The organism is Salmonella sp. SJTUF15570 (assembly GCF_043357055.1).
Classification (GTDB): domain Bacteria; phylum Pseudomonadota; class Gammaproteobacteria; order Enterobacterales; family Enterobacteriaceae; genus Salmonella; species Salmonella enterica.
On the sequence record NZ_JBEUKJ010000011.1, the window covers coordinates 52,358 to 75,458 of the forward strand.

Below are 23,101 nucleotides of genomic sequence, written 5' to 3' on the forward strand. Positions count from 1 at the left end.
AGCGGCGTTCAAAACGCTAACGCGTTTTGGCGAGCACTGCCCAGGTCCAAAATGGCAAGTAAAATAGCCCCATTAAATGGGGCTATTTAGTCTCTTCAGGGCGTTATTTATGCGCGTTGAGAATCCAGCAGTTCATTATTTTTTACTACTTCCTGCGCTTTGGTATAACTTTCAATCAGTAGCTGATAGGCCGGGAATATTTTGGTATATACATCCGCCCATTCTGCGGCATCTTCCCGATTCCAGGTACGTTGCAGCTCAGAGGCTACCGCCGCGGTATCCATTGGTACTACGCCCGCCTGCACCACGCGGGCCATCGTAATTTCCTGCGCCATTTTACTGTACGTACCGGAGGCATCAATTACCGCAAATACCTTGTACCCTTCCGCGACGGCGCTGATGGCTGGAAAAGCCATGCAGACACTGGTAATAGTACCGGCGATGATCAGCGTTTTACGGCCTGTCGCTTTTACCGCTTGTACAAAATCGGCATTATCCCAGGCATTAATTTCCCCTTTACGCGCGACATATTGCGCGTGGGGCGCATTCGCATGGATTTCCGGAATCAGCGGACCATTTGGTCCCTGTGGTACGGATGCGGTAGTAATGACCGGCATATTGCATAAGGTAGCGATCTTAGCCAGCGCCGCGGCGCGCGCGCGTAATTCCGGCATCGGCATGTCGCCGACGGTCTGAAACAGGCCACTTTGGTGGTCAATCAGCAGCATTACTGCGTCGTTAGCATCAATGGCAGGGCGTTGACCGTTAAAATTCGCGGGTGTAGACATAATTCATTCCTTGTTGTTGCCTTTCACTGATAATCACTATCAGTGTTAAAGTCATTAATCGCCGGGGCGATTTCCGTTTTTAAGCTGATGACAGTAATCCGTTGCCGATCCTGGATTACCCTGGTGAGTTCTTTCTGAAGGAATATTCATCGGCATCACCTTCAGTCGATTTACTTTCACGCGAATTTGTTATCACAACAATATTCATATTATGAATAAATGTTTCTATTTTACATGTCAGAGAGGATTATTGATTGAAAAAACAAACTATGTCCCTACAAATTGTTTCTGATGGATAGTTTTAAAATTATTTAGTATAAGTTTGAAATATATCAATTAAGAGTTAACTTATTTATATTAAAATAACATAAAGCACAGCTTAAATATTAAGTGCGAAGCGTGCTGCTATTAAGTATAGCTACTGTAACTCTTAATAAATTGGAAACTATCCCTACATAACGAGTGCTGCTTTTTTGGATATTACAAGCCATTATAGAGAACGCGTTCAATAAAACCCTCTCTTTCATATGATATAGATTGTCAGGATATATTTTCTCATGATTTATCTATGAGATATTAAAGCGTAGCGGCACAGTAAATTTGGCCACCTGATTAAAGGTGATATTCTCACCTCAATACAAAACAGGAGACTTAACGAACAAGAAAACCAAACGTACTTTCACTCCTGAGTCTGCTATAATGAGAAAAGCGGTGTCTACGCTTACCTGTTAATGTCTTATGCCTCTCGCTCTTCTATATGATCGGTATGTGCAGGGGACAATCCATGTCCTGCTACGCAGCCACAGCATCAGACTATACTCAGTGGTGTCTATTAACCCTCTCCAACTACGTTATGTTTTGGCATGGTAACAATGCGATGTTATGGATAATTAACGATAATATTGAATTTAATCCAGAAATGAATCGCCTGGCGTCATTATCGAGGCCAGATCTCAACATTATTCTGACAACGCCCGCCAGCCGCTGCTTGCGCCTTCTGCTGGAAAACGCCCCCTCCGTCGTCTCACAACAAACATTCTTTCAAAAAGTGTGGGAAGAAGACGGCATGGTGGTGTCGGCAAATACGCTTTATCAGAATATCTCCATTATTCGCCGCGGATTACGTACCGTTGGCGAAAATGAAGATACGCTGATAATCACGGTTCCGCGTAGAGGCTTTCAGATTGAGCCTGGCGTGAGCCTCATGACCATCCGCAAAGACTTCGCTCAGACAATAGAAAAAAAGGGTGAGACGCCGCCGCGTACGTCAGGGCGTTGGTTTAAACATTATGTACCTGTACTTTGGATGACCGGGACATTTGCTGTCGGTATTTTGCTTGGCACCATAAGCTGGCAAACCGTTCCTGATAAGGATTTTTATGATCGCTACACGCTGGTTGAAACAACCCAGGGTTGTCATTTTTTCTCGCGGAATGAAGATATCGAAAGCGGTAGCCGCTTTGCAAGCTATAAGTCAATGATTCTAAAAACCGGTATGGATTGTCAGAAATACCCATGGGTCTATTTCCCTTCCAGCAGTCGCACCCCAGCGGTTACGGCATTGATTTGTCAGCAACCTTATAAAACGCGCGGTGATACAGGCTGCGTGACGCTTTTTTTCCGCGGGGTGACACATGGGTAAAAAGGCACTGATGTTAGCCTGCCTGATGCTACTGTTTCTGGGAGTAGGGCTTGGGCATCTTGTTCATTTATATACGGAAAAGAACCGGGATCCAGAGAAATGTACGGCGCCTGTGATTGTGTTTTATAACAACACTCAGGCTAACTTGACGCTGGACTTTATGTATTCGCTGAAAAAACGCACTGGGGTGGTTTCCATCAGCGGAACGTATTACGTCGATAATAAAATGAGCGGCGTGATCCGCCGTGATGTTTCCTATGTATGGAGTGAAAATAAAGACAGCACCCATTTTATATCGACGGATATCAACAAAGTCACGCGTGACGAAACACTGTCCGATGCGGTTATCGAGACGGTTTTACCCGATTTTTATGTCTATCCAGGGAAAAGTATCAGTTACACCATCCTGACTCAGGGCCATCGTGGCTTTATGTTCACCATCGGGAAACGCCCGATATTTTTCTGTACACATTAAGCGGTTTTGGGAACCGTTCATGGAACGTATCAGCCAAATGAAAGCGCTTCCGGGTAAAAGCCGCTGAAGATCAGCGGCTCTGTTGTTACCTGAATCAGAAACTGTATTTCATCCCCAACATTCCTCGGGTATCACTATAACCTGTGTCACCCACCTGTTGCGCCACGTTACCCCATACGTTCAGGCGCGGGGTAATTTGTCCTTCAATACCCACTTTCAGTTCACCAATATTTTTCGTACCACGCATATCGCTGCTGACATCGTCCATCTTCACGCTGGCAGGCTGCGTATTATGGATCCAGTTCGCCTCCACGAACGGCTGGAACTCTCGAGATTTATTGTCATCAATAGCATTGTGGCCGTTAATATAGGCTTTTACGCCCATGCGGGTTAGCAGATTACCGGCGGTATCATCCTTGACGAGGGTACCATTGGCTTCGCGATTGTCGTCAGCCTGCACGCCCATCCATACCACCTGCGCTTTGGGCTGCAACCAGTAGCTTTGATGCGCGCTTTCACCTAACCTGAAGCTGTAACCGGCTTCAACCGAGGCGGTAATTCCTTTGGATTTATATTTCTCAGCGGCCTGATCCTGACCCATGACCTTGTTATCAAACCAGTTGTACAGCATCCAGGTATCCACATAAGCCCCAGACCGATCAATATTGTTAGCATACCAGGTGCCATAAAGGCCGACGCTGTAACCGGTGACTTGACCACGGGAATGATAGTCACTCACAGACGACTGCGTGCGGTTCTGGCTGTTGGCATAACCTGCCATTGCACCAATATGCCAACGGTCAAGACCGTCAGTGCTCCACTGTGCCAGATCGCCTCCCAGTTGTAACACATAGCTGTTGATGCGGGTTTTTAGCTGCCCGCTGCCATCGTTGAAGCGAGTATGGGCGCCGACGTTACGCATCCACAGGCTGGTGACCTTCTTCTCACCCGTCAGCATATCGGTGTACTGGGTTTCACCCAGACGGTCATGGAGACGCGTCATGAACAGCGTATTTGCCGCATAGTTGTTGGCAAGATAGCTGCCCACTTCCGGACGGAACTGATGTTCTGTTATCGGCGGTGTGTCAGATTGCCCTATGTCAGGAATGACCGGATCAGGGATGACCGGGTCTACTGGCTCAGGGTCTACTGGATCAGGGTCCACCGGATCGGGAATAACAGGGTCAGGGATAACCGGGTCTACTGGATCAGGGTCTACCGGATCGGGAATAACAGGGTCTACCGGATCGGGAATAATCGGTTCGTCCGGCTCAATGTAGCTGGTCAGATACCAGTTTTTACCTTTCTGCACCACGTTGTAGTCATAGGCTCCGGCAACAATACGGCTTGCTTTTTCGAAAGTACCGTTGGAATTGCCAGCAACGTTAACAATTTCAATACCTTCAATGGTTTGAGCCCCGGCTCCTCCAATATTATTTACCGCAACAAATGTGTTGCCTGAAGTATTGCCGAGAACCTGCAGTCTGTCCGTTTCGGAATCATCATCGTTGAGCACAGTATTAAAGACCAGCTTACCGCCGTTGCCTACATAATCTTCATTAACGGTGAGCGTTTGCCATGGTTCGCCATCTTCATGGCTGAAGTTAATGGTTGCGCCACTATTCAGCGTCAGGTCAGTGAGCGTTGAGCTGCTGGTCATATTCCAGGTCGCATCGCTCATTTGTACAGAGATAACGCCTGTGCCCGCCGTAGCGCTGGTGATGTATGATGCCCCGTCCCACCGCGAGTTGTCCGTCATATTGAGCTTAATCGTACTGTTCTGCTGCGGTAGCGTACCGCTGGCAGCGGTGGCGCCAGCAGCACGAATATCACCGTCGATGACGAAACGACCTCCTGAAGAACCGTCAACAATGCCGCCAGTTTCCGTGCTGATGGCGTAACTTTCGCTACTGTTATCGCCCGCCATAGTAATAGCCGCACCGCCTGCCAGATTAATGGCGCCTCGGGAGAGGGCGTATAAACCGGCAGGGGCTTTACTATAGGATGCAGCCTTACTGGCGCTGTTAACGCTAATAGTGGCATTCTCTCCCAAATTAACGGTAGCGTTAGTTGCATATACCGCGTGTGCGCTGGCACCGTTCACCGTAATAGTAGCGTTGTTGCCAAGCTCGGTTCTGGAGGAGGATGCTGCGTAAATCCCCGTTGAGGATACGCCGGAGGTTTCGATGGTTGCATCGTCACCCAGACGAATCAAAGAACCGCTTTGTCCGGTACGCAGCCCCTCCGAACTGTCGCCGGTAGTAACAATATGTGCACGATTGCCGACGACAATCGTATTTTTGGCACGTGACGCATCCCGCATGGCGTTAGCTGTAATGCCACGTCCCTGGCTACCTGTTGTTTTGATATACAGATCGTCGCCGACGTAAATATTGGCCGATCCGGTCCAACCCTGGCCCAGTGAGTTATATCCGGCGTTAATACCGTCACCATCCTGACCATCCACGTAGATGTTGGTACGGTCACCGGTAATAATAAATACCGGGTTATCCGGAGTATTTGCGCCGTGAGTACGGATGCCATCGACGTCTCTACCATTATTCGCGGCATTCGCCGACTGCGTCCGAATGGTCAGGTCGTTGCCAAAAATCACGCCCGGACTTCCCGTCCCGCTGTTCTGAATAACCGTGACAGTGTGTTCAAACGCCTCCGCGCCCGGCCCATTAAGCGTGAGGCCATTGCCATAAACCGGGATGGTGCCGGTGTTCCACTGATAAACGTAGTTGGGCATGGTACCGACTTTGGTGAAACCGGTACTGGCCTGAGCGGGAATAATGGCCTGTAATTCCGGCGGCAACTGGCTGACTAGCCCACTGGATGGCAGACTATCAACGTCAACCCAGGCCGCCTGGGAGGGAAATACCATAGAGGCTAACGCTGCTGATACCGCTATGGCGATGAATGAGTAATTTTGGGGGGTTGGCATTCTGCCTCCTGCATTATGGCGTAAAGCGTCTTCCACATCGCAATAATATGGAAATAATAAAAATGGAAACGGATCTATAAAATATTTGATATTATTTTATGAATGCTATGCCCTAGCTTATTTTCAAGCCGCAGCTTATGCACATAAAGTTTCTTAATATCAATATTGTCAATATTTACAATCTGCTGAATACTTATTCCTGATACAAAGCGCTTCAGTAATATAAATTCCGTATAGTTAAGCGTTCGTCCACGTTTACTGTTGGCAAGCCGACCGGTAAACAAGCGGTGCATCTTTTGCTGTTGCACAATATCATCGTCATCGGAATAAATAATTCCTTGTATTTTATTGCTTTTCAAAATCCAGTAATTGGCCAGCGGAGTTAAACTTTTGTCAGAAATCAGGACAATATGCATACCACTGTTTGCCAGACTGTCAGCCCATTGTAAATCGGTAAATCGTCGAAGATTCGGGAAAGAAAAATCAACAAAGATAAAACCGCTGGATAAATGGTTGTGTCTATCAAGCAATAACTTTTCAATAAACCCTTTTTTCAGGAAAGCATTACCATCTGGCCAGATGGAAAATGCCGCATTATGACAGTATTGCACCCGTACTGCGCTGTCAGGGAATAATTGACAGGATAAATCGCAACTAATGCAATGGACAATTTGTGAAGGCTTTCTCATCATCCTGAACGACTCCCGTCGATGTTTCTATTAATATTTCATTGGTAAATAAATGTGTCAATCCAGATAATATACCGTGCTACGGCTGTCAAAGGTCGCGAATTATTGTCAGTGTCATAAACTCCTGGAAAGACCTAAAATACAGCTTTAAGGAACCATGACAGAACCGACAGTCGTAATACATCATTTCGGATTTGTATTTCACTCATTGAGATTTTTATACAGTATCTCCAATATCATAAAAAATCTTAAAACAGCACTATTTGCTAAACCATGAGAGTGATAAATAACGGTTATCAATATCATCTGTCTGCTGCCCTCGTCACTATCGGGGTGATGTGATGAAATATAAAAGTAATTCCTGTAAACCTGTAATGAATTCTTATTATTAAAACCTAATTTAAGGTTTTTTCTTTTATTGCATTATTATTCAATGACTTAATGGTGGCATTTGTGCTCTCATCAACTTCTTATATACAAATTTAAGACTATTTTATAGAGACGCATGTAAACTTTAAGGGGGTGTAATGCTAATGCCATGAGAAAATCTTGTAACTTAACGCTGGGAGTTATACCTTGCCAATAAGTTGATCTGATTTAATTCTGATCGTGACAGTCTGAGCAACCGACAGACTTATCGGTCGAAGCAACCTCAGCTTCTGGCTTCTCTTTTCAATCGCTCATCTGATGAAAACTCTTTCCCGGAGCACATTAGTGAGAAACAGGATGTGGTCAAACCTAATGTCCATAGATGTTGTCAGTCACTTCACAAATATCCGCCTCCTGGCAGATATCTTTAACCGTTCGTCCAGCTTCGACCAACTTAATTACGGCGATGTTCTGATGCTCAGTGAGACGGGCTTTACGCATAGAGATTCCTTCGTCAGCAGATCGACGACGTGATCTCTAAATGTGAATGGCACGATTATGTGGGATACGTACAAAAAAGTTAAACTAACTGCCAGTAATATGAGTACCTGGTATAAGAATGTATACGGGTATTTTGCTGCTGAAATATAATAATGGGAGGGATTACGAATAAACAGGACGTATGGGAGAGAAAGGGTATAAAGGTAAAATGCTTGCAGTATCTAATAGATAACAATGAAAAATCAGGTAACTGAGAAACTATTCAGTGTTTAGGTTAATGTGACATTAAGTCATTCAGCCGCTACAGCACATTATCAGGATAATTTCGTCCGGATAAAACGGAGGAGTGAATCACCACAGGTTTAACAGACGCCGCAGAGTCATTTAAAATGACTTAAAGAGAGGAGCCCATGAGCGGTAAACGTTATCCCGAAGCGTTTAAAATTAAAGCGGTAGAACAGATTATTGAGCGCAGCCATTCTGTTTCCTATGTTTGCATCAAAAATTTTTTCTAAATAGCTACGCGGAATAGTAAATCTCTTTGAGGGAACCCAGTCCGGATGGTGCGATCTGATCAATCGCCAAATCAAAACAAATCACCAACCGGACTAAGCGATGCCGATCATAGCACCCATTCCCCGTGACGAACGACGCCTGATGCAGTAAGTAATCCATAAAACGCATCCGCAGGCTGACGGCCATGCTGATGTTGCATCAGGGTGACCGCGTCAGCGATGTTGCCAGAACGCTCTGCTGTGCCAGTTCCTCCGTCGGACGCTGGATTAACTGGTTCACGCAGTCGAGTGTTGCAGGACTGAAATCATTACCTGCCGGACGAACCCGTCGCTGGCCTTTTAAGCATATCTGCACGTTATTACGTGAGCTGGTAAAACATGCTCCCGGCGATTTTTGCCATCAGCGCTCAATGAATGAGCGGACACAACAATAGCGTTCTTGGTAATACACCATAATGCAGTCATTGACATTTATTTCTTTTTTAATATTATTTTATGAAATAAATAAATCCATTTAGTTTTTTTAATTTTACTTTTAAGAAAATATAAAAAAATTATTCTTGTAATCAGCTACATGATTTGAATGAACTAATTTTATACCTAAAAGTATAATATTTAATCATATATATATTTATTTTCAATATATTTTATACGGATATCCTTATTTATAGTTAACGTGAATTGTTTCTAAATGATAATACATGTGTTTTATTTTACATATTATATTTCCCTCGCTCATACTGCGCTCTCATTTAATCATAGATGACAATTTTTATTCACATTAAGGATGTATGTAATAATGAAAAAAACATTATCGTTAGCAGTTATGGTTATGGCGATGGGCGCGGGTTCTGCAATGGCTGCCGACGTTCCAGTAGCGGCTGGCCAGATCACGTTCAATGGCCAGGTCGATCCAGCGACCTGTATCGCTAAAGTTGTTGACGGCGGTAAAACCAGTATCGGTTCTGACGGTACTGTTACACTGAAAACCGTCACTCTGGCAGATATGAAAGCTGCCGCAACCGTTGCGCAAAACACCACTGGTTTGAATCCTAAAGATTTCTCTATCACCGTGGACTGCACTGGCGCTGATGCTGATCTGAAAAACGTAGCTCTGTATATGAGTTCTGCAGACTTCGCCAACAGCGACGGTACTCTGGCTAACAATACCAATATCACTCTGGGCTCAGGCATTAAAATGGCCAATGGCGTAAGTATCGCAGTACACGAAGTTGAAGCTGCCGGCGGTCTGACTCTGGTGAATATGGTTAACCACTCTGACAAACACGAACTGGCACTGGATGATACTACCCGCGCCGGTACCTATAATCTGCGCGCTTCCTACGTTATGGCTCCTGGTGTCACCAGCGATGCAGTGACCTCCGGCGCGGTCACCACTAACTCTATTTACTCTATCGTTTATAATTAATCTACACCTACCCGTGAAGATTATTTAGCGAATTGTCATGCGAGCATGCGTGCCGATATTTTTCGGTACGCTTATTATCAATAAAATATCCTGCCCATACCGCGATGGATTAATGGCGATATTTAAGCACGCAAGGAATGCTTATGTTATGTCATCTGAGAACTGCATTTACGGTCATCACGCTTACCGGGACGTTACTAAGTAATGTCGCCTGGGCTGATATTGTTATTTCAGGTACGCGTATCGTTTATCGTGGCGCACAAAAAGATGTTAACGTGCGCCTGGAGAATAAAGGCTCGCGGCCATTGCTGGTACAAACTTGGTTGGATACCGGTAATGATAATACGGAACCTGGTGCAATTAAGGTACCATTTAACGCCACTCCGCCGGTTTCTCGTATCGATCCCAAAAAAGGCCAGACGATAAAAATTATGTATACCGGTAGTCAAACTCTTCCCAGTGACCGGGAAAGTGTATTCTGGTTCAACGTACTGGAAGTGCCGCCAAAAGCTAATAAAAATGAGAATTCAGCTGCGCAGAACACGCTGCAGTTAGCGTTTCGCACACGCATTAAACTGTTTTACCGCCCTCAAGGATTGGGCGATCTGGCGGGTGAGGCTCCGGCAAAGTTAACCTGGAGAATGAAGCATGAACAGGGCAAGTCCGTTGTGACCGTTAATAATCCAACGCCCTATTTTGTCTCGTTTAATAGTATTGAACTGGAGTCGACTGGTAAAAAATATATCGTCGACGGTCAAATGGCTGCTCCGCTAACTGAGACCAGTTTTACTCTCAAAACCGCGACTACGACCAGCAGTGGCAAAATTAACTACAGTTTTATCAATGATTTTGGCGGAATTATCAACGCTACAGCCTCTCTACAATAAAAATAAGAAGGATTATAACGTTGTACACCTTTATCAATTGCCCTCATCCCTTATCGCGCACTACCATTGCTATCTGCCTGGCATTGTGTGCTGTTAATAGGGGCTATGCTGCGGAAAGCATTGAGTTTGATGAAACTTTTCTAATGGGTGATGGTAAGTCGTCTATTGATATTAGCCGCTATGCCGACGGTAACCCTACACCGCCGGGGGTATACAATGTCAGCGTTTTTGTTAATGATAAAATCACAACTAATCTGGAAATTCCGTTTATTGATGTCGGAAAAAATGATGCTGAAGCCTGTATCAGCAAAAAAAATCTTGCGCAGTTGCATATTAATCAGCCTGAGAAGATAAAAAATAGCGATATTTTGCTAAAGAAAGAGGATGAAAATAGCGATTGCCTGAATCTGACAACGCTAATAGACAATTCGAATATTAGCTACGATAGCAGCGATCAACGTTTATACATTACTGTACCGCAAGCCTGGCAGAATCGTAGCTATCAAGGTTATGTCGACCCTTCATTGTGGGACAATGGGATTAATGCCGCCACTTTATCTTATTCACTCAATGCCTATCACAGTGAATATGACAATGGAAATAATGACACCTTTTATGGTGCATTTAACAGCGGTGTTAACCTTGCGGGTTGGCGCTTTCGTGCCACCGGTAACTATAACTGGGCCAAAAATGGTGGTAGTAACCTCGATTTTCAGAACCGCTACGTTCAGCGTGATATTACCGCATTGCGATCTCAGCTCATTATGGGTGAGGCCTATACGACGGGCGAAACCTTTGACTCGGTTAATATTCGCGGTGCTCGCCTCTATAGTGACAGCCGAATGTTGCCATCCTCGCAGGCCAGCTATGCGCCTATTATTCGAGGAGTTGCTAACAGCAACGCCAGGGTCACTATTACCCAGGGGGGTTATAAAATCTATGAAACTACCGTACCGCCAGGAGCCTTTATCATTGACGATCTTAGCCCATCCGGTTTCGGTAGCGATTTGATCGTTACTATTGAAGAGGCTGACGGCTCCAGGCGAACCTTTAGCCAGCCGTTTTCTTCAGTGATGCAGATGCAGCGACCTGGCGTCGCCCGCTGGGATTTTAGCATTGGACAGATGAAAGACGACAGTCTGCGTCATGAACCTAATTTGATTCAGGGATCGTTTTACTACGGTATCAACAACTATGTGACTGGTTATGCAGGCCTGCAAGTCACCGATAATGATTACTCAGCTGGGTTATTAGGTGTGGGGATTAACACACCATTTGGCGCCATTGCAGTGGATGTCACCCAATCGCAGGCGGAAATCACCGATGATGAGTCTTATGCCGGACAGAGTTACCGCCTGACGTGGAACAAACTGCTGGAGCCGACAGAGACCTCGATCAACGTTGCTGCTTATCGCTATTCTACCCGAAAATATCTTGGGCTGAGCGATGCACAACGCCTGATTGATGATGCGGCACATGGCGTGGTGAGTACGAAAATGAATACTTACGAGCGACTCAAAAATCAGTTTACCGTCAGTATCAGCCAGCCGTTGCAATTTGAGAAAGAGGATTACGGTTCATTCTATCTTTCCGGATCCTGGAGTGATTATTGGGCGGGTGAGCATAGTCGCAGTGAGTACAACGTCGGCTATAGCAAAGGGTTCAGTTGGGGGAGTGCGGGTATTACCGTTCAGCGTACATGGAACGAATATGGTAATAAAGACGATGCGATGTATATTAACTTTAGCATTCCATTGAGTAATCTTTTTGGTGGTACTTACCGCCGTTCAGGTTTTACCAGCCTTAACGCCAATATTAATACTGATTTTAACGGCACCCATATGGTGAATATGAACTCAAGCGGTAATAGCGAAGATAATTTGCTGAATTACAGTGTTAACACCGGTTATACGATGAATAAGACCGGTAGCGATCTTGCCTCAGTAGGCGGTTATGCCAGCTATGATTCACAATGGGGCAGTTGGTCTGCATCCAGCTCATTTGATACTGATAAGAGTCGACAATATTCACTGAGTACAGATGGTGGTTTTGTGCTGCATAGCGGTGGTCTGACCTTCAGTAATGACAGTTTTAGCTCCAGCGACACCATAGTGCTGGTGAAAGCGCCAGGGGCCAAAGGTGCACGTATTAACAGTAGCGGCAGTAGCGTAGACCGTTGGGGCTACGGTGTAACCTCTTCGCTGTCACCATACCGTGAAAATACCATTTCACTGGATATTGAGGACATGGATGGTGACGTGGAACTGAAAAGTACCAGTACCATTGCCGTACCGCGCGATGGCGCGATTCTCTTCGCCAACTTCGAAACCGACCAGGGGCGTTCAGCCATCATAAATATGAGCCGCAGCGATAATAAGACATTGCCGTTTGCTGCTGAGGTTTATGAAGGTGATGCGCCAATTGGCAATATGGGCCAGGATGGTCAGGCATTTGTGCGTGGTATTAACAATGCTGGTGAACTCATCGTTCGTTGGTATGAAGAAGGTCGACCGCAGTCCTGTCGCGCAGCCTATCAATTCCCGGCTCAGCCAGCCACTCTACCGGGGAGTCAGACATTGGTGTTGAGTAATGTCATCTGCCGTATCTCCAACCGTAACTAAGATGGAATAGATCATGAAACGGAATAAATCTGTACTTACCGCACCATTATTGGGGCTGATATTACCACTAGCCAGCCAGGGGGCTGCGACCCCTACCGAAATTAATGTTGATTTTACCGCAACGGTGATTGAGACCACCTGTAATTTTATTATTGATACTGCCGTCAGCCCGGCTGTTAAGGAAAATACGCGTAATAGTCAGTATACATTGACTATACCTAATGTTTCTTTGGATAAAATCATTAGCGAAGACCCTGCGGCGCAGTCTAATTTTACGCTGAAGACTGATAATTGCAGCCCTGGGATTTCTGCCATTAGCACAAAAATCACCAGTTCCGCAGGACGCACTGGCAACCTGATTAACAACAGTCTGTCAAACAGTACTGCGGCAACTAATATCGGCATGGGTTTTAAACGCCAGAGCGATAGCGGTAATAACTTTATTACTCCGGATAACGCCACGACTATCACATGGAGTTCTGATGAAAGGTCAGCAGGTTTACCCTTGACCGTTGCCCTGCGCATCGTTAACAGCAGTGGTACAACGTCTACCGGTGAGTTTGAGTCTACCGCCACCTTCAACTTCACCTATAACTAACAAGGATGATGATAATGAACAGGAAATTACTCGCCGGGATGGTTTTTGGTAGTTTATTAAGCACAGGAGTTGCTTCTCCAGCCTGGGCCGGAACCTCAACCCTTGATCTCAAAGTAAAAAGTACTATCGAAGTAGGTACCTGTACTGCGGCTATCTACGACGGTACCACTCAAACCAACACTATCGCACTGGGTAACGTGCCAGTTTCACAGGTAGTGAACTATCAAAGTAATGCAGGCAAAGCTTTTAAAATACGTTTTTCTGACTGTTCTGGTTTGCCAAACGGCAAGGCTAATCTGAAAATTGTTAAGCGGGCCAATGGCTGTGCAGGGGGCAACTCAAACCAGGCTGGTTTTGCCAATAGTACAGCCGCTGCAAGTGGTGGCGCTACGGCTACGGCCCTGGAGCTATGGACGGGTAGCTCGGCAGGTCAGGGAACGCAGTTCCACTGCTACACGCCGGACACCACCACACAGGAGATTAATGTCTCAGCAGCAACAGGTTCTACTACGGTTGATTATGATATGAGCGCCAGGTTAGCCATGCCGTCGGGTAAATCCCTGGCTGATATTCAGGCGGGGTCATTTCTTGGTGAAACCACCTTTATTATCTCTTATAACTAAGGCTCTGGAATAGCCATGCTGACGCGCAGACAGTGTTATTTTCTATTTTGTTCAGGGCTGGCAACGGCCTTTTTATCGCGACCGGGATACGCCGACCATAACGTCGATGTGACTGCAACGGTGATTAATAATACCTGTCGGTTGGAAGTCAATGATAACGGTGTGGTGCGACTGCCCACCGTTAAGCTGGACTATTTCTCGAATGAGATTACAGCTGAAACTGATTATGCCGGGGGGCAAAACTTTACTCTGCGTCTGGTTGATTGTCCGGTCAGCGATGATAAGATTTCTCAGGTGTTATTTACCTTTTCCCCGCAACAGGGGGCCTTGCCTGCGGATAACTTACAGGTATTTGCTAATGAGTTGGCGCAAAATAACGATGGTGCGAAAAATGTTGGCGTGGTAATTTTTTCCGCTCAGAGCAACGCTACACGTTTTAATGTGCTGGATGTCAATGGGATGTCAAAAGCTATCTATAGCTTGCCGGATAGCAATTACAGTAATTCACAGTGGACATTCTACGCCCGGATGCAAAAAATTGTCAGCATGGAAGATGTGTCATCAGGGCTGGTAACTGCCAGAGTGCTGGTGAATATATCTTACCAGTAAATAAAAACAAGGATGATAAAATAATGACGATTAAATTTCGCATGTTATGTCTGTTGTTGTCGACTCTTTCTTTATTTTCACCAGCCTCCTATGGATGGTCTGTTTTTGTTGGAGATTATGGCAACGTAAATAGTAGTAATATTTCAAGCAGCATCAGTGATATCACTGTAGATTTCAACCCGACAACTTTTGTAAAACCTCTGGCAATGCATGAAGGAAACGGTTTACGGGAAATTGCTGTGACGGATGCTGCAAGAGATCTTGATCCTCATACCGGCCTGAGTTGTAATAAAGATGGTAACGAAGGTCAGGCTGATTTGCATCATGGGTATATCGATTCTGGATTAACTTATAATGGCAATAAGCTCTGGAAGACAAATATTACCGGGCTCTATTTTGCTCTTGAATTTACTAATATTAACTTTGGTGGTCAATATTACAGTGAGCAATTTTGGGTCAACTGGGCCAGCGGTGATAGTGCAGCTAAATCCTTTAATATGCATACTATAATGGGGGCCGATCAGCGTACAAAAAATGGAATGTGCGATAGGGCTACCAACTGGAAGTATTATGCCTATGGTGGCATTGTTTTATGGATTAAATATCATATTTATATTGATGATAAATTTAATCCTAATGGCGCAACATCCCTCCCCATCACTTTTCTGAAAAGTAGTATATATGATCTTAAATTTAATACACCGTACACCTCAGATGCTGCACAACATTCTGTGAGCTACGTGTTCAATAGTGGTACACTAAATATCAATTATCCAACCTGCACAGCCAGTGCCGTTACCGGTGAGGGCGTTAGTAATGCCACCGTGCCGTTTGGACGTGTTTCTGCTGAAGATATTGTTAATGGAAGCACAACGATGCAGAAAACATTTTCTATTGAACTCAGTAACTGTAAGTATGTTAAAAACCTGAATGTGACGCTGGATTCTACCAATATTGGTACAAAAGATAAAACTTTACTAAGTAATACATTGACGAGTAGTGCTGCCAGTGGGATTGGTGTAATGATTGAGGGGGAGAAGAACCCACTCAGCACCAGCGACTGGACATTGCTCAAGCCCAGAGACAGTACTTCAGTTTATAAATTTACCAATACACCTGATTATACCAACAGCGATATTGGAAATAGTACCCAAACAATGAATTTTCGGGCTACCTTAAAACAGGATGGCAGTAATGTTATCAATGCAGGTGAATTTAAAGCTACGGGTAGATTTACCATCAACTATCCATAATATCTTTACCTGTAGATCTACTACTGGGGCAGGAAACATATTCGATAGAGCCCGGTGTTAGATCTTTTTCATAAAGATGGTCGTTCGGTATGAATGACCTCTTTATTGTATATAAATTCCAGGTCGCTATGGGGTAAATTCTTTGTCACGATTGATATGTATATGCATGTAGGCACCACAATAGGTTGGCTTATAACAAATAATGGCTATGTCAATAACCGGATTGCTACAAACCAAAAATAATATCATATGGTTATTGACGTCAATGGTTCAATCAGCCTGATAAGCGTGCGTTGGAATATCATGAGTAAAATAGAAAGAAATATATAGAAGTTAAATAATATACCGCCTTTAGAGTATATTTCAATTTATCGTGCTCAGAGATTATTGAATTGTGAGCCAGCAGATTAACTTCATCGGCATGATATTGGTGCAATAAATCGTTGTTTGAGGATAGCAGAAACAAATGGGGTATTAGGGTGTGTCCTTAACCTAACAATCGCCTCAAAAACAATTTGATGGCTCCCGGTTTTAACATGCACTGGTAGTTTCTTGCCGTTTTCTCTGAACGTGTCGCTGAGGCGCGCAGGTAAATCCCGCCATGGAGCGCCTGAACAAAGCACCCAAAATATGCCATTCATAACATGTCGATGAGCAAAGTAAGGACGTCCACCTCTGGAAGAGCCCCTTTCAGGTGGCAACATAAGGGAAATGAGCGCCCACGCTTCTTCAGGGAAATCGTAACGAGCCAAATTCAGTGACGCTTTGTAATCAAATCATGCGTCAGATTGTATAAAAATAGTTACGGGACACACCCTGGCTTGATGGCTTCGTTAATAGCCACATCCGGCCATGTTCCAGATGTGGGGCTTTTCTCCTTCCCCTCTATTCGGTACTTCCTCCGCCAGCACGTTGACCCCGTTGGATTCACCAGCAAAAAGAGCCCCTGCCGATAGAAAATTTGTAAGGTTTACTACGGTTTCAAAGTGATATTATTATTTGATTATTAATGATTTTTTTCTTTTGGTGGCATGTCATTTTACTTCCAATAGTTGGTATGCCCAATTGTGCCCCCAAAGGCATATTGATACCAATAGACTCCGGTTGACCTCAGAATACAAGGAATGCTTGATATATAAGGAATTATAAAGGGTTTTGTTGACGTCAGGAGAGTTCAGAAGAGGTTAATTGGCGGAAGATCACAGGAGTCGAACCTGCCCGGGACCGCTGGCGGCCCCAACTGGATTTGAAGTCCAGCCGCCTCACCGGAGACGACGATCTTCCGCGCCTCGATTGCTACATGGAGGCGCGCGCATTATAGCTACTTCCTGACGTTTCCACATCCCCTCCCGTGCTTTTTTAACTTCCCTTTCCTTCTGCCATGATCGGTTTCATATAAAGCCCCATAAAATCCATTAGTTACATTTCATCACACTTTTTGGCGCTACCCTGATCACAGAAAACAAGAATCGTAATTTGATAACCAAATAACGGAATATTCACGCTCGCAGGGAAGGTTTACAAAAACTGTAACCGGTATCAGTGAGCGTTGTGAGCGTTAAGGATGCGTAATGAAAAGTGAGATTCTCTCCGTTAAGGAGAAGATTGGCTATGGTATGGGCGATGCCGCGAGCCACATCATCTTTGATAACGTCATGTTATATATGATGTTCTTCTATACCGATATTTTCGGCATTCCCGCTGGTTTTGTTGGCACCATGTTTTTACTGGCGCGTGCGCTTGATGCCATCTCCGACCCTTGCATGGGCCTGCTGGCCGACCGCACCCGCTCTCGCTGGGGCAAATTCCGACCCTGGGTGCTGTTTGGAGCGTTGCCGTTTGGTATCGTTTGTGTGCTGGCTTATAGCACGCCGGATCTCAGTCTGAACGGCAAAATGATTTATGCCGCCATCACCTACACGTTGCTCACCCTTCTGTATACTGTGGTCAACATCCCTTACTGCGCGTTGGGGGGTGTAATAACCAATGACCCAACGCAGCGTATCTCCCTGCAATCCTGGCGCTTTGTGCTGGCAACGGCGGGCGGAATGCTTTCTACCGTACTGATGATGCCTCTGGTGAAACTGATTGGCGGCGAGAATAAGGCGCTGGGCTTCCAGGGGGGTATCGCGGCGCTCTCGGTGGTGGCGTTCCTGATGCTGGCGTTCTGCTTCTTTACCACCAAAGAGCGCGTTGAAGCGCCTGCCACCCATACCTCCATGCGTGAAGACCTGCGTGATATCTGGCACAACGACCAGTGGCGCATAGTCGGCCTGCTCACCATCCTGAATATTCTGGCGGTATGCGTGCGCGGCGGGGCGATGATGTATTACGTCACCTGGATATTGGGCAAACCGGGCGTGTTTGTCGCCTTCCTCACCACCTATTGCGTCGGCAACCTGATTGGCTCGGCGCTGGCAAAACCGTTGACCGACTGGAAATGCAAAGTGAGCGTTTTTTGTTGGACCAATGCTTTACTCGCAGTAATCAGCGTGGCGATGTTCTTCGTACCGATGCACGCCACGATCGCTATGTTCGTCTTTATCTTTGTGATTGGCGTATTGCACCAGTTAGTCACGCCTATCCAGTGGGTGATGATGTCTGACACCGTCGACTACGGCGAATGGTGTAACGGCAAACGCCTGACGGGGATCAGTTTTGCCGGCACGTTGTTCGTGCTGAAACTGGGTCTTGCCCTCGGCGGGGCGCTGATTGGCTGGATGCTGGCAGGCGGCGGTTACGACGCGGCGGCGAAAACGCAAAACAGCGCCACGATCAGCATCATCATCGCTCTGTTCACTATCGTTCCGGCCATCTGTTATCTGCTGAGCGCCGCGATCGCTAAACGCTACTACACCCTGAAAAGCCCGTTCCTGAAAACCATTCTGGAACAACTGGCGCAGGGCGCACACCGCAACGAACAAGAATTTACCCATAAAGAATTGCAAAACTAAAGGAACAGACTATGAAAATTAGCGACGGAAACTGGCTGATCCAGCCTGGCCTTAATTTGATTCACCCGGTTCAGGTGTTCGACGTTGAACAGCACGGGAATGAGATGGTGATCTATGCCGCGCCGCGCGATGTCCGCGAACGAACCTGGCAACTGGATACCCCGTTGTTTACCCTGCGCTTTTTCTCGCCGCAGGAAGGAGTGATAGGTGTACGGATGGAACACTTCCAGGGCGCTTTGGATAACGGCCCACATTACCCACTCAATGTCTTGCAAGATATCAACGTAGAGATGCAGAACAACGCTGAATTTGCCGAACTCAAGAGCGGCAGCCTGAGCGTGCGCGTCACCAAAGGCGAGCTCTGGTCTCTGGATTTTCTGCGTAACGGTGTACGTATCACCGGTAGTCAGTTGAAAAATAACGGCTATGTGCAGGACACCAATAGCGGGCGCAACTACATGTTCGAGCGTCTGGATCTCGGCGTGGGCGAAACCGTCTACGGGCTGGGAGAGCGCTTTACCGCGCTGGTGCGTAACGGTCAGACGGTGGAGACCTGGAACCGCGACGGCGGCACCAGCACCGAGCAATCGTACAAGAATATCCCGTTCTATATCACCAACCGTGGCTACGGTGTGCTGGTAAACCATCCGCAGTGCGTGTCGTTTGAAATTGGCTCCGAGAAAGTCTCCAAAGTTCAGTTCAGCGTCGAGAGCGAGTATCTGGAATACTTCGTCATCGACGGCCCGACCCCGAAAGACGTGCTGAACCGCTATACCCAATTTACGGGTCGTCCGGCGCTGCCGCCCGCCTGGTCGTTTGGCCTGTGGCTGACCACCTCATTTACCACCAACTACGACGAAGCGACCGTTAACAGCTTTATCGACGGTATGGCCGAGCGCAATCTACCGCTGCACGTCTTCCACTTCGACTGTTTCTGGATGAAGGCCTTCCAGTGGTGCGATTTTGAATGGGACCCGGTGACTTTCCCCGATCCGAAAGGGATGATTCGCCGTCTGAAAGCGAAAGGGCTGAAAGTTTGCGTGTGGATTAACCCCTACATCGGCCAGAAATCCCCGGTTTTCCAGGAGCTGAAAGAGAAAGGGTATTTACTTAAACGCCCGGACGGCTCCTTGTGGCAGTGGGATAAATGGCAGCCGGGACTGGCGATTTACGACTTCACCAACCCGCAAGCCTGCGAATGGTATGCCGACAAGCTGAAGGGCCTGGTGGAGATGGGAGTGGACTGCTTCAAAACTGACTTCGGCGAACGCATTCCAACGGATGTGCAGTGGTTTGATGGTTCAGATCCACAGAAAATGCACAACCATTATGCCTACATCTACAACGAACTGGTGTGGAACGTGCTGAAAGAGACCGTCGGCGTTGAAGAGGCGGTGCTGTTCGCCCGTTCCGCCTCGGTGGGCGCGCAACAGTTCCCGGTGCACTGGGGCGGCGACTGCTACGCCAACTACGAATCGATGGCGGAAAGCCTGCGCGGCGGGCTGTCCATCGGCCTGTCAGGGTTTGGCTTCTGGAGTCATGATATTGGCGGATTCGAGAATACCGCGCCGGCGCATGTCTACAAGCGGTGGTGCGCATTCGGCTTGCTCTCCAGCCACAGCCGCCTGCACGGTAGCAAATCCTACCGGGTTCCGTGGGCCTATGACGACGAGTCCTGTGACGTGGTGCGCTTCTTCACCGAACAGAAGTGCCGGATGATGCCGTATCTGTATCGGGAAGCGGCGCGCGCCAACGAAGCCGGTACGCCCATGATGCGGGCGATGATGCTGGAGTTTCCGGACGATCCGGCGTGTGATTATCTTGATCGCCAGTACATGCTGGGAGATGCGGTCATGGTAGCGCCGGTATTTAGTGAAGCGGGCGACGTGGAGTTCTACCTGCCAGAAGGCCGCTGGACGCACCTGTGGCGCAACGATGAAGTGCAGGGCAGCCGCTGGCATAAACAGCAGCATGACTTCCTGAGCCTGCCAGTGTACGTGCGTGACAATACACTACTGGCGCTGGGCAACAATAGCCAGAAGCCCGATTACGCCTGGCATGAGGGTACGGCCTTCCAGTTATTCCATCTGGATGACGGTTGCGAAGCGGTCTGCGAAGTCCCTGCTACGGATGGTTCGACTATCTTTACGCTGCAGGCGAAACGCACAGGCAATACCATTACGGTGAGCGGCGAAGGCGAGGCGCGCAACTGGACGCTGTGTCTGCGTAATATTACGCAGATTAGCGGTACCAAATGCGGTTCATATGCGGAAAGTGAACTGGGCGTAGTGATCACCCCGCAGGGAAATGAAGTGGTGATTACGCTTTAAATCTGAATCGCCGGATGGCGCCGTGAGCTGCGCTTATCCGGCCTACAAATGAGCAAGAACCGTAAGCCCGGTAAGCGCCATCGCCACCGGGCAAGCCCTCAATTACAGCGCTGGCTCCGTTGACGTAACTTCACCGCCGGACACCACGCCCGCTTGCATCGTCTGTGTTATCTGCTGCTTTTGTGCGTTGACCGCGTGTAATTGCCCGTTTACCGTCGGTTTCAACGGCGCATCGGCCTGAATATTGCCGCTGGCCGTGAGCTGAATATTGCCATCGCCAGTAATCGGTAATGCCGGCCAGCCCCACTGCTGTAGCACATCCATTGGTACGCCGCGTCCGTTCAGGCTGATTTGCGTCTGACGCTGCGGCAGTTGCGATACGCTGGCAGTGGCTTCCAGTATCCCTTTTCCAGTAAACGCGCTCAGATCGCTGATGTTGACCGTGCTGGCATTAGCCGTCAACGACAGCGACGGGCGGCGCACGTCCACACGGTTAAAGGTTGCCGCCGCGGCGTTGAGGGTCGCATTGCCGCTCCAGACGCCCCATTGATGATGTTGTACCAGCTCCAGGTTTGCGCCGTAGCCGTCCAGGGCGGTGATTTGCCACGGGAAGGCCGGGTCGATATCAATCACCAGATTGCGGCTGGCGCTGAATTTTTTCAGCGTCAGGCTGTTCAGCCAGTCGGGCAACGGCTTCATCCATAACTGCTTCCAGTTTTCCGGCAGCGTATACTCCAGCCCGGCGATAGCGGTATCGTCCAGAATAAGCGCTTTGCCTTCGCGTAACCAGGCGCCGGAGGTTCTGACCATACCGCCTTCCCAGCGGGTGGTGAACTGGCGTAGCGCAACGCCCTGTGGTGAAAATTCGGCGTTCAGGATTGGATCGAGCAAGTGCAGCGAGCCGTAAATAAACTCGCTGGCGTTCATCGATAATTTACCTTCCTGACTTTGCCAGTCTTCTTTGCGCAGAGTCAGATTGCGCAAACTCAGGTCAAGATCGGTGACTGCCCAGTCTGGTCCTTGCAGGCTGGAGTCCGTCACTTCAAGACGACCAATCTGCAAAGATGGAACCGTAGTAAGCGGCGCGAAAAACTCGCTCAGGGATTTATCGCTTTGTAACCGAATATCATTCAGCCGCAGATTTTCAACGACCCAACTACCATCAGCGTTACGCCGGGCGACGCCGGTTAACGCTCCGCGCGCCATATCGGCGCCAACGGTGTTTAACATCACCTGATCATGGTCGATACTGCCTTCAATAAGCACATTCGTGGCGGGAACGTCGTTTAACGTCAGCGAACCGGCGCTCAATTGGATCTGGGCTTTATTGCCCAATACCCGACCGGCTTCGGGGCGCCAGGGCATAACGCCGCCGTTAACGCGCTGGGCGCTCAACCGCCATTCGCTACCGGGACTATTGAGCGCCATATTGCGAAGTTGCAGGCGGTCGGCCTCAAACGGGAAAGGGGCGGTTTGCACTGAAATATTCAGCGTGCCGTCCTGTAACAGAATCGTGTCGACATGCAGCGGCGCGGTTAACTGGCGAATGCTCAGACCGATATCTACGGTTTTCGCGACCAGGGTAGCAGGCTGACCATCACGACCAAAGGTCACATTCTCCAGTAAAAGATGGGATGGGGCGGAAAAACGATGATCCATCACGTCGAATGTGAGGTGATAACCGCTGTTCTCTGATACCCAGTTGCTGATGTGATCTGCGCCCCAGCGCGTTTGCAGCAGAAAATAAAAGCCGAAAATCACCACTAAACAGGCGATCAGCACGTAGAGAAGCAACCTCCCAATCAATTTCATGGTCTTCCATCCCGTGAAATGCACATAGGGGATTTATGCACGATTTGCGTGCAATCCTC

General features: G+C 47.6%; 16 protein-coding genes, 1 tRNA gene and 4 pseudogenes. 13 read left to right on the forward strand and 8 right to left on the reverse strand.

Annotation, left to right across the window (positions count from 1 at the left end; all coding sequences use genetic code 11):
- Positions 1-107 precede the first annotated feature (107 nt).
- On the reverse strand, positions 108-788 hold the full coding sequence (locus tag ABVN44_RS19370) for an isochorismatase family protein (RefSeq protein ID WP_000106461.1): 681 nt from the start codon (positions 786-788) through the stop codon (positions 108-110).
- A gap of 784 nt (positions 789-1,572) precedes the next feature.
- Between ABVN44_RS19370 and ABVN44_RS19375 the strand changes: the two genes are divergently transcribed.
- Positions 1,573-2,430 (forward strand): transcriptional regulator, encoded by an 858-nt coding sequence (locus ABVN44_RS19375; protein ID WP_001278066.1) that lies wholly within the window; start codon positions 1,573-1,575, stop codon positions 2,428-2,430.
- A gap of 10 nt (positions 2,431-2,440) precedes the next feature.
- A complete protein-coding gene (locus ABVN44_RS19380; protein WP_023231590.1) occupies positions 2,441-2,905 on the forward strand; it encodes a hypothetical protein in 465 nt (154 codons plus the stop codon).
- A 94-nt stretch (positions 2,906-2,999) separates the two neighbouring features.
- On the opposite strand, the gene misL is transcribed toward ABVN44_RS19380, so the two are convergent.
- The 3 genes and pseudogenes from misL to ABVN44_RS19395 form a co-directional block, all read right to left on the reverse strand.
- A complete protein-coding gene (gene misL / locus ABVN44_RS19385) occupies positions 3,000-5,852 on the reverse strand; it encodes an intestinal colonization autotransporter adhesin MisL (RefSeq protein ID WP_023231589.1) in 2,853 nt (950 codons plus the stop codon).
- A gap of 74 nt (positions 5,853-5,926) precedes the next feature.
- Positions 5,927-6,544 carry a helix-turn-helix transcriptional regulator gene (locus tag ABVN44_RS19390; protein WP_000984809.1) on the reverse strand — a complete coding sequence of 206 codons (618 nt, stop codon included), beginning with the start codon at positions 6,542-6,544 and terminating at the stop codon, positions 5,927-5,929.
- Between the two features lie 756 nt (positions 6,545-7,300).
- Positions 7,301-7,411: pseudogene (locus tag ABVN44_RS19395) on the reverse strand (transposase); the annotation flags it as partial.
- Between the two features lie 669 nt (positions 7,412-8,080).
- Here ABVN44_RS19395 and ABVN44_RS19400 point away from each other — a divergent pair.
- From ABVN44_RS19400 to ABVN44_RS19440, 9 genes and pseudogenes are all read left to right on the forward strand, one after another.
- Positions 8,081-8,336, forward strand: a pseudogene (locus tag ABVN44_RS19400) (helix-turn-helix domain-containing protein); the annotation flags it as partial.
- 389 nt (positions 8,337-8,725) lie between these two features.
- Positions 8,726-9,355: a fimbrial protein gene (locus ABVN44_RS19405; RefSeq protein ID WP_023200971.1), complete on the forward strand. Its 630-nt coding sequence runs from the start codon at positions 8,726-8,728 to the stop codon at positions 9,353-9,355.
- 143 nt (positions 9,356-9,498) lie between these two features.
- On the forward strand, positions 9,499-10,242 hold the full coding sequence (locus tag ABVN44_RS19410; protein WP_023231585.1) for a fimbrial chaperone: 744 nt from the start codon (positions 9,499-9,501) through the stop codon (positions 10,240-10,242).
- A gap of 20 nt (positions 10,243-10,262) precedes the next feature.
- Entirely contained in the window at positions 10,263-12,863 is a 2,601-nt protein-coding gene (locus ABVN44_RS19415; protein WP_023231584.1) for an outer membrane usher protein, read from the forward strand.
- Positions 12,864-12,876: 13 nt separating this feature from the next.
- Positions 12,877-13,461 (forward strand): fimbrial protein, encoded by a 585-nt coding sequence (locus tag ABVN44_RS19420; RefSeq protein ID WP_023231583.1) that lies wholly within the window; start codon positions 12,877-12,879, stop codon positions 13,459-13,461.
- Between the two features lie 14 nt (positions 13,462-13,475).
- Positions 13,476-14,084: a fimbrial protein gene (locus ABVN44_RS19425; protein ID WP_001080417.1), complete on the forward strand. Its 609-nt coding sequence runs from the start codon at positions 13,476-13,478 to the stop codon at positions 14,082-14,084.
- A 15-nt stretch (positions 14,085-14,099) separates the two neighbouring features.
- Positions 14,100-14,693: a fimbrial-like protein gene (locus ABVN44_RS19430; protein ID WP_000957977.1), complete on the forward strand. Its 594-nt coding sequence runs from the start codon at positions 14,100-14,102 to the stop codon at positions 14,691-14,693.
- Between the two features lie 23 nt (positions 14,694-14,716).
- Positions 14,717-15,946: a fimbrial-like adhesin gene (locus ABVN44_RS19435; RefSeq protein WP_023231582.1), complete on the forward strand. Its 1,230-nt coding sequence runs from the start codon at positions 14,717-14,719 to the stop codon at positions 15,944-15,946.
- Positions 15,947-16,288: 342 nt separating this feature from the next.
- Positions 16,289-16,423: pseudogene (locus ABVN44_RS19440) on the forward strand (hypothetical protein); the annotation flags it as partial.
- Positions 16,424-16,527: 104 nt separating this feature from the next.
- Here the strand turns inward: ABVN44_RS19440 and ABVN44_RS19445 are convergent.
- From ABVN44_RS19445 to ABVN44_RS19455, 3 genes and pseudogenes are all read right to left on the reverse strand, one after another.
- Positions 16,528-16,698 (reverse strand): annotated as a pseudogene (locus tag ABVN44_RS19445) (transposase); the annotation flags it as partial.
- Between the two features lie 50 nt (positions 16,699-16,748).
- Positions 16,749-16,907 (reverse strand): Arm DNA-binding domain-containing protein, encoded by a 159-nt coding sequence (locus tag ABVN44_RS19450; RefSeq protein ID WP_342365454.1) that lies wholly within the window; start codon positions 16,905-16,907, stop codon positions 16,749-16,751.
- Between the two features lie 228 nt (positions 16,908-17,135).
- Positions 17,136-17,230 (reverse strand) — tRNA-Sec (locus ABVN44_RS19455).
- A 287-nt stretch (positions 17,231-17,517) separates the two neighbouring features.
- Here ABVN44_RS19455 and ABVN44_RS19460 point away from each other — a divergent pair.
- The gene (locus tag ABVN44_RS19460) at positions 17,518-18,900 is read left to right on the forward strand and encodes a glycoside-pentoside-hexuronide family transporter (RefSeq protein WP_000834256.1); all 1,383 of its coding nucleotides are present in this window, start codon (positions 17,518-17,520) and stop codon (positions 18,898-18,900) included.
- 11 nt (positions 18,901-18,911) lie between these two features.
- Positions 18,912-21,230, forward strand: coding sequence for an alpha-xylosidase (gene yicI, locus ABVN44_RS19465; protein ID WP_023202903.1), 2,319 nt, complete (start codon positions 18,912-18,914; stop codon positions 21,228-21,230).
- Between the two features lie 102 nt (positions 21,231-21,332).
- On the opposite strand, the gene ABVN44_RS19470 is transcribed toward yicI, so the two are convergent.
- Positions 21,333-23,042 carry an AsmA family protein gene (locus tag ABVN44_RS19470; RefSeq protein WP_048348929.1) on the reverse strand — a complete coding sequence of 570 codons (1,710 nt, stop codon included), beginning with the start codon at positions 23,040-23,042 and terminating at the stop codon, positions 21,333-21,335.
- Positions 23,043-23,101 lie beyond the last annotated feature (59 nt).

Bases quoted from the DNA above. Each gene is read 5' to 3' on its own strand.
- ABVN44_RS19370 (WP_000106461.1), bottom strand. From the start codon at position 788: ATGTCTACACCCGCGAATTTTAACGGTCAACGCCCTGCCATTGATGCT.
- ABVN44_RS19375 (WP_001278066.1), top strand. From the start codon at position 1,573: ATGTCCTGCTACGCAGCCACAGCATCAGACTATACTCAGTGGTGTCTA.
- ABVN44_RS19380 (WP_023231590.1), top strand. From the start codon at position 2,441: ATGTTAGCCTGCCTGATGCTACTGTTTCTGGGAGTAGGGCTTGGGCAT.
- misL (WP_023231589.1), bottom strand. From the start codon at position 5,852: ATGCCAACCCCCCAAAATTACTCATTCATCGCCATAGCGGTATCAGCA.
- ABVN44_RS19390 (WP_000984809.1), bottom strand. From the start codon at position 6,544: ATGATGAGAAAGCCTTCACAAATTGTCCATTGCATTAGTTGCGATTTA.
- ABVN44_RS19405 (WP_023200971.1), top strand. From the start codon at position 8,726: ATGAAAAAAACATTATCGTTAGCAGTTATGGTTATGGCGATGGGCGCG.
- ABVN44_RS19410 (WP_023231585.1), top strand. From the start codon at position 9,499: ATGTTATGTCATCTGAGAACTGCATTTACGGTCATCACGCTTACCGGG.
- ABVN44_RS19420 (WP_023231583.1), top strand. From the start codon at position 12,877: ATGAAACGGAATAAATCTGTACTTACCGCACCATTATTGGGGCTGATA.
- ABVN44_RS19425 (WP_001080417.1), top strand. From the start codon at position 13,476: ATGAACAGGAAATTACTCGCCGGGATGGTTTTTGGTAGTTTATTAAGC.
- ABVN44_RS19430 (WP_000957977.1), top strand. From the start codon at position 14,100: ATGCTGACGCGCAGACAGTGTTATTTTCTATTTTGTTCAGGGCTGGCA.
- ABVN44_RS19435 (WP_023231582.1), top strand. From the start codon at position 14,717: ATGACGATTAAATTTCGCATGTTATGTCTGTTGTTGTCGACTCTTTCT.
- ABVN44_RS19460 (WP_000834256.1), top strand. From the start codon at position 17,518: ATGAAAAGTGAGATTCTCTCCGTTAAGGAGAAGATTGGCTATGGTATG.
- yicI (WP_023202903.1), top strand. From the start codon at position 18,912: ATGAAAATTAGCGACGGAAACTGGCTGATCCAGCCTGGCCTTAATTTG.
- ABVN44_RS19470 (WP_048348929.1), bottom strand. From the start codon at position 23,042: ATGAAATTGATTGGGAGGTTGCTTCTCTACGTGCTGATCGCCTGTTTA.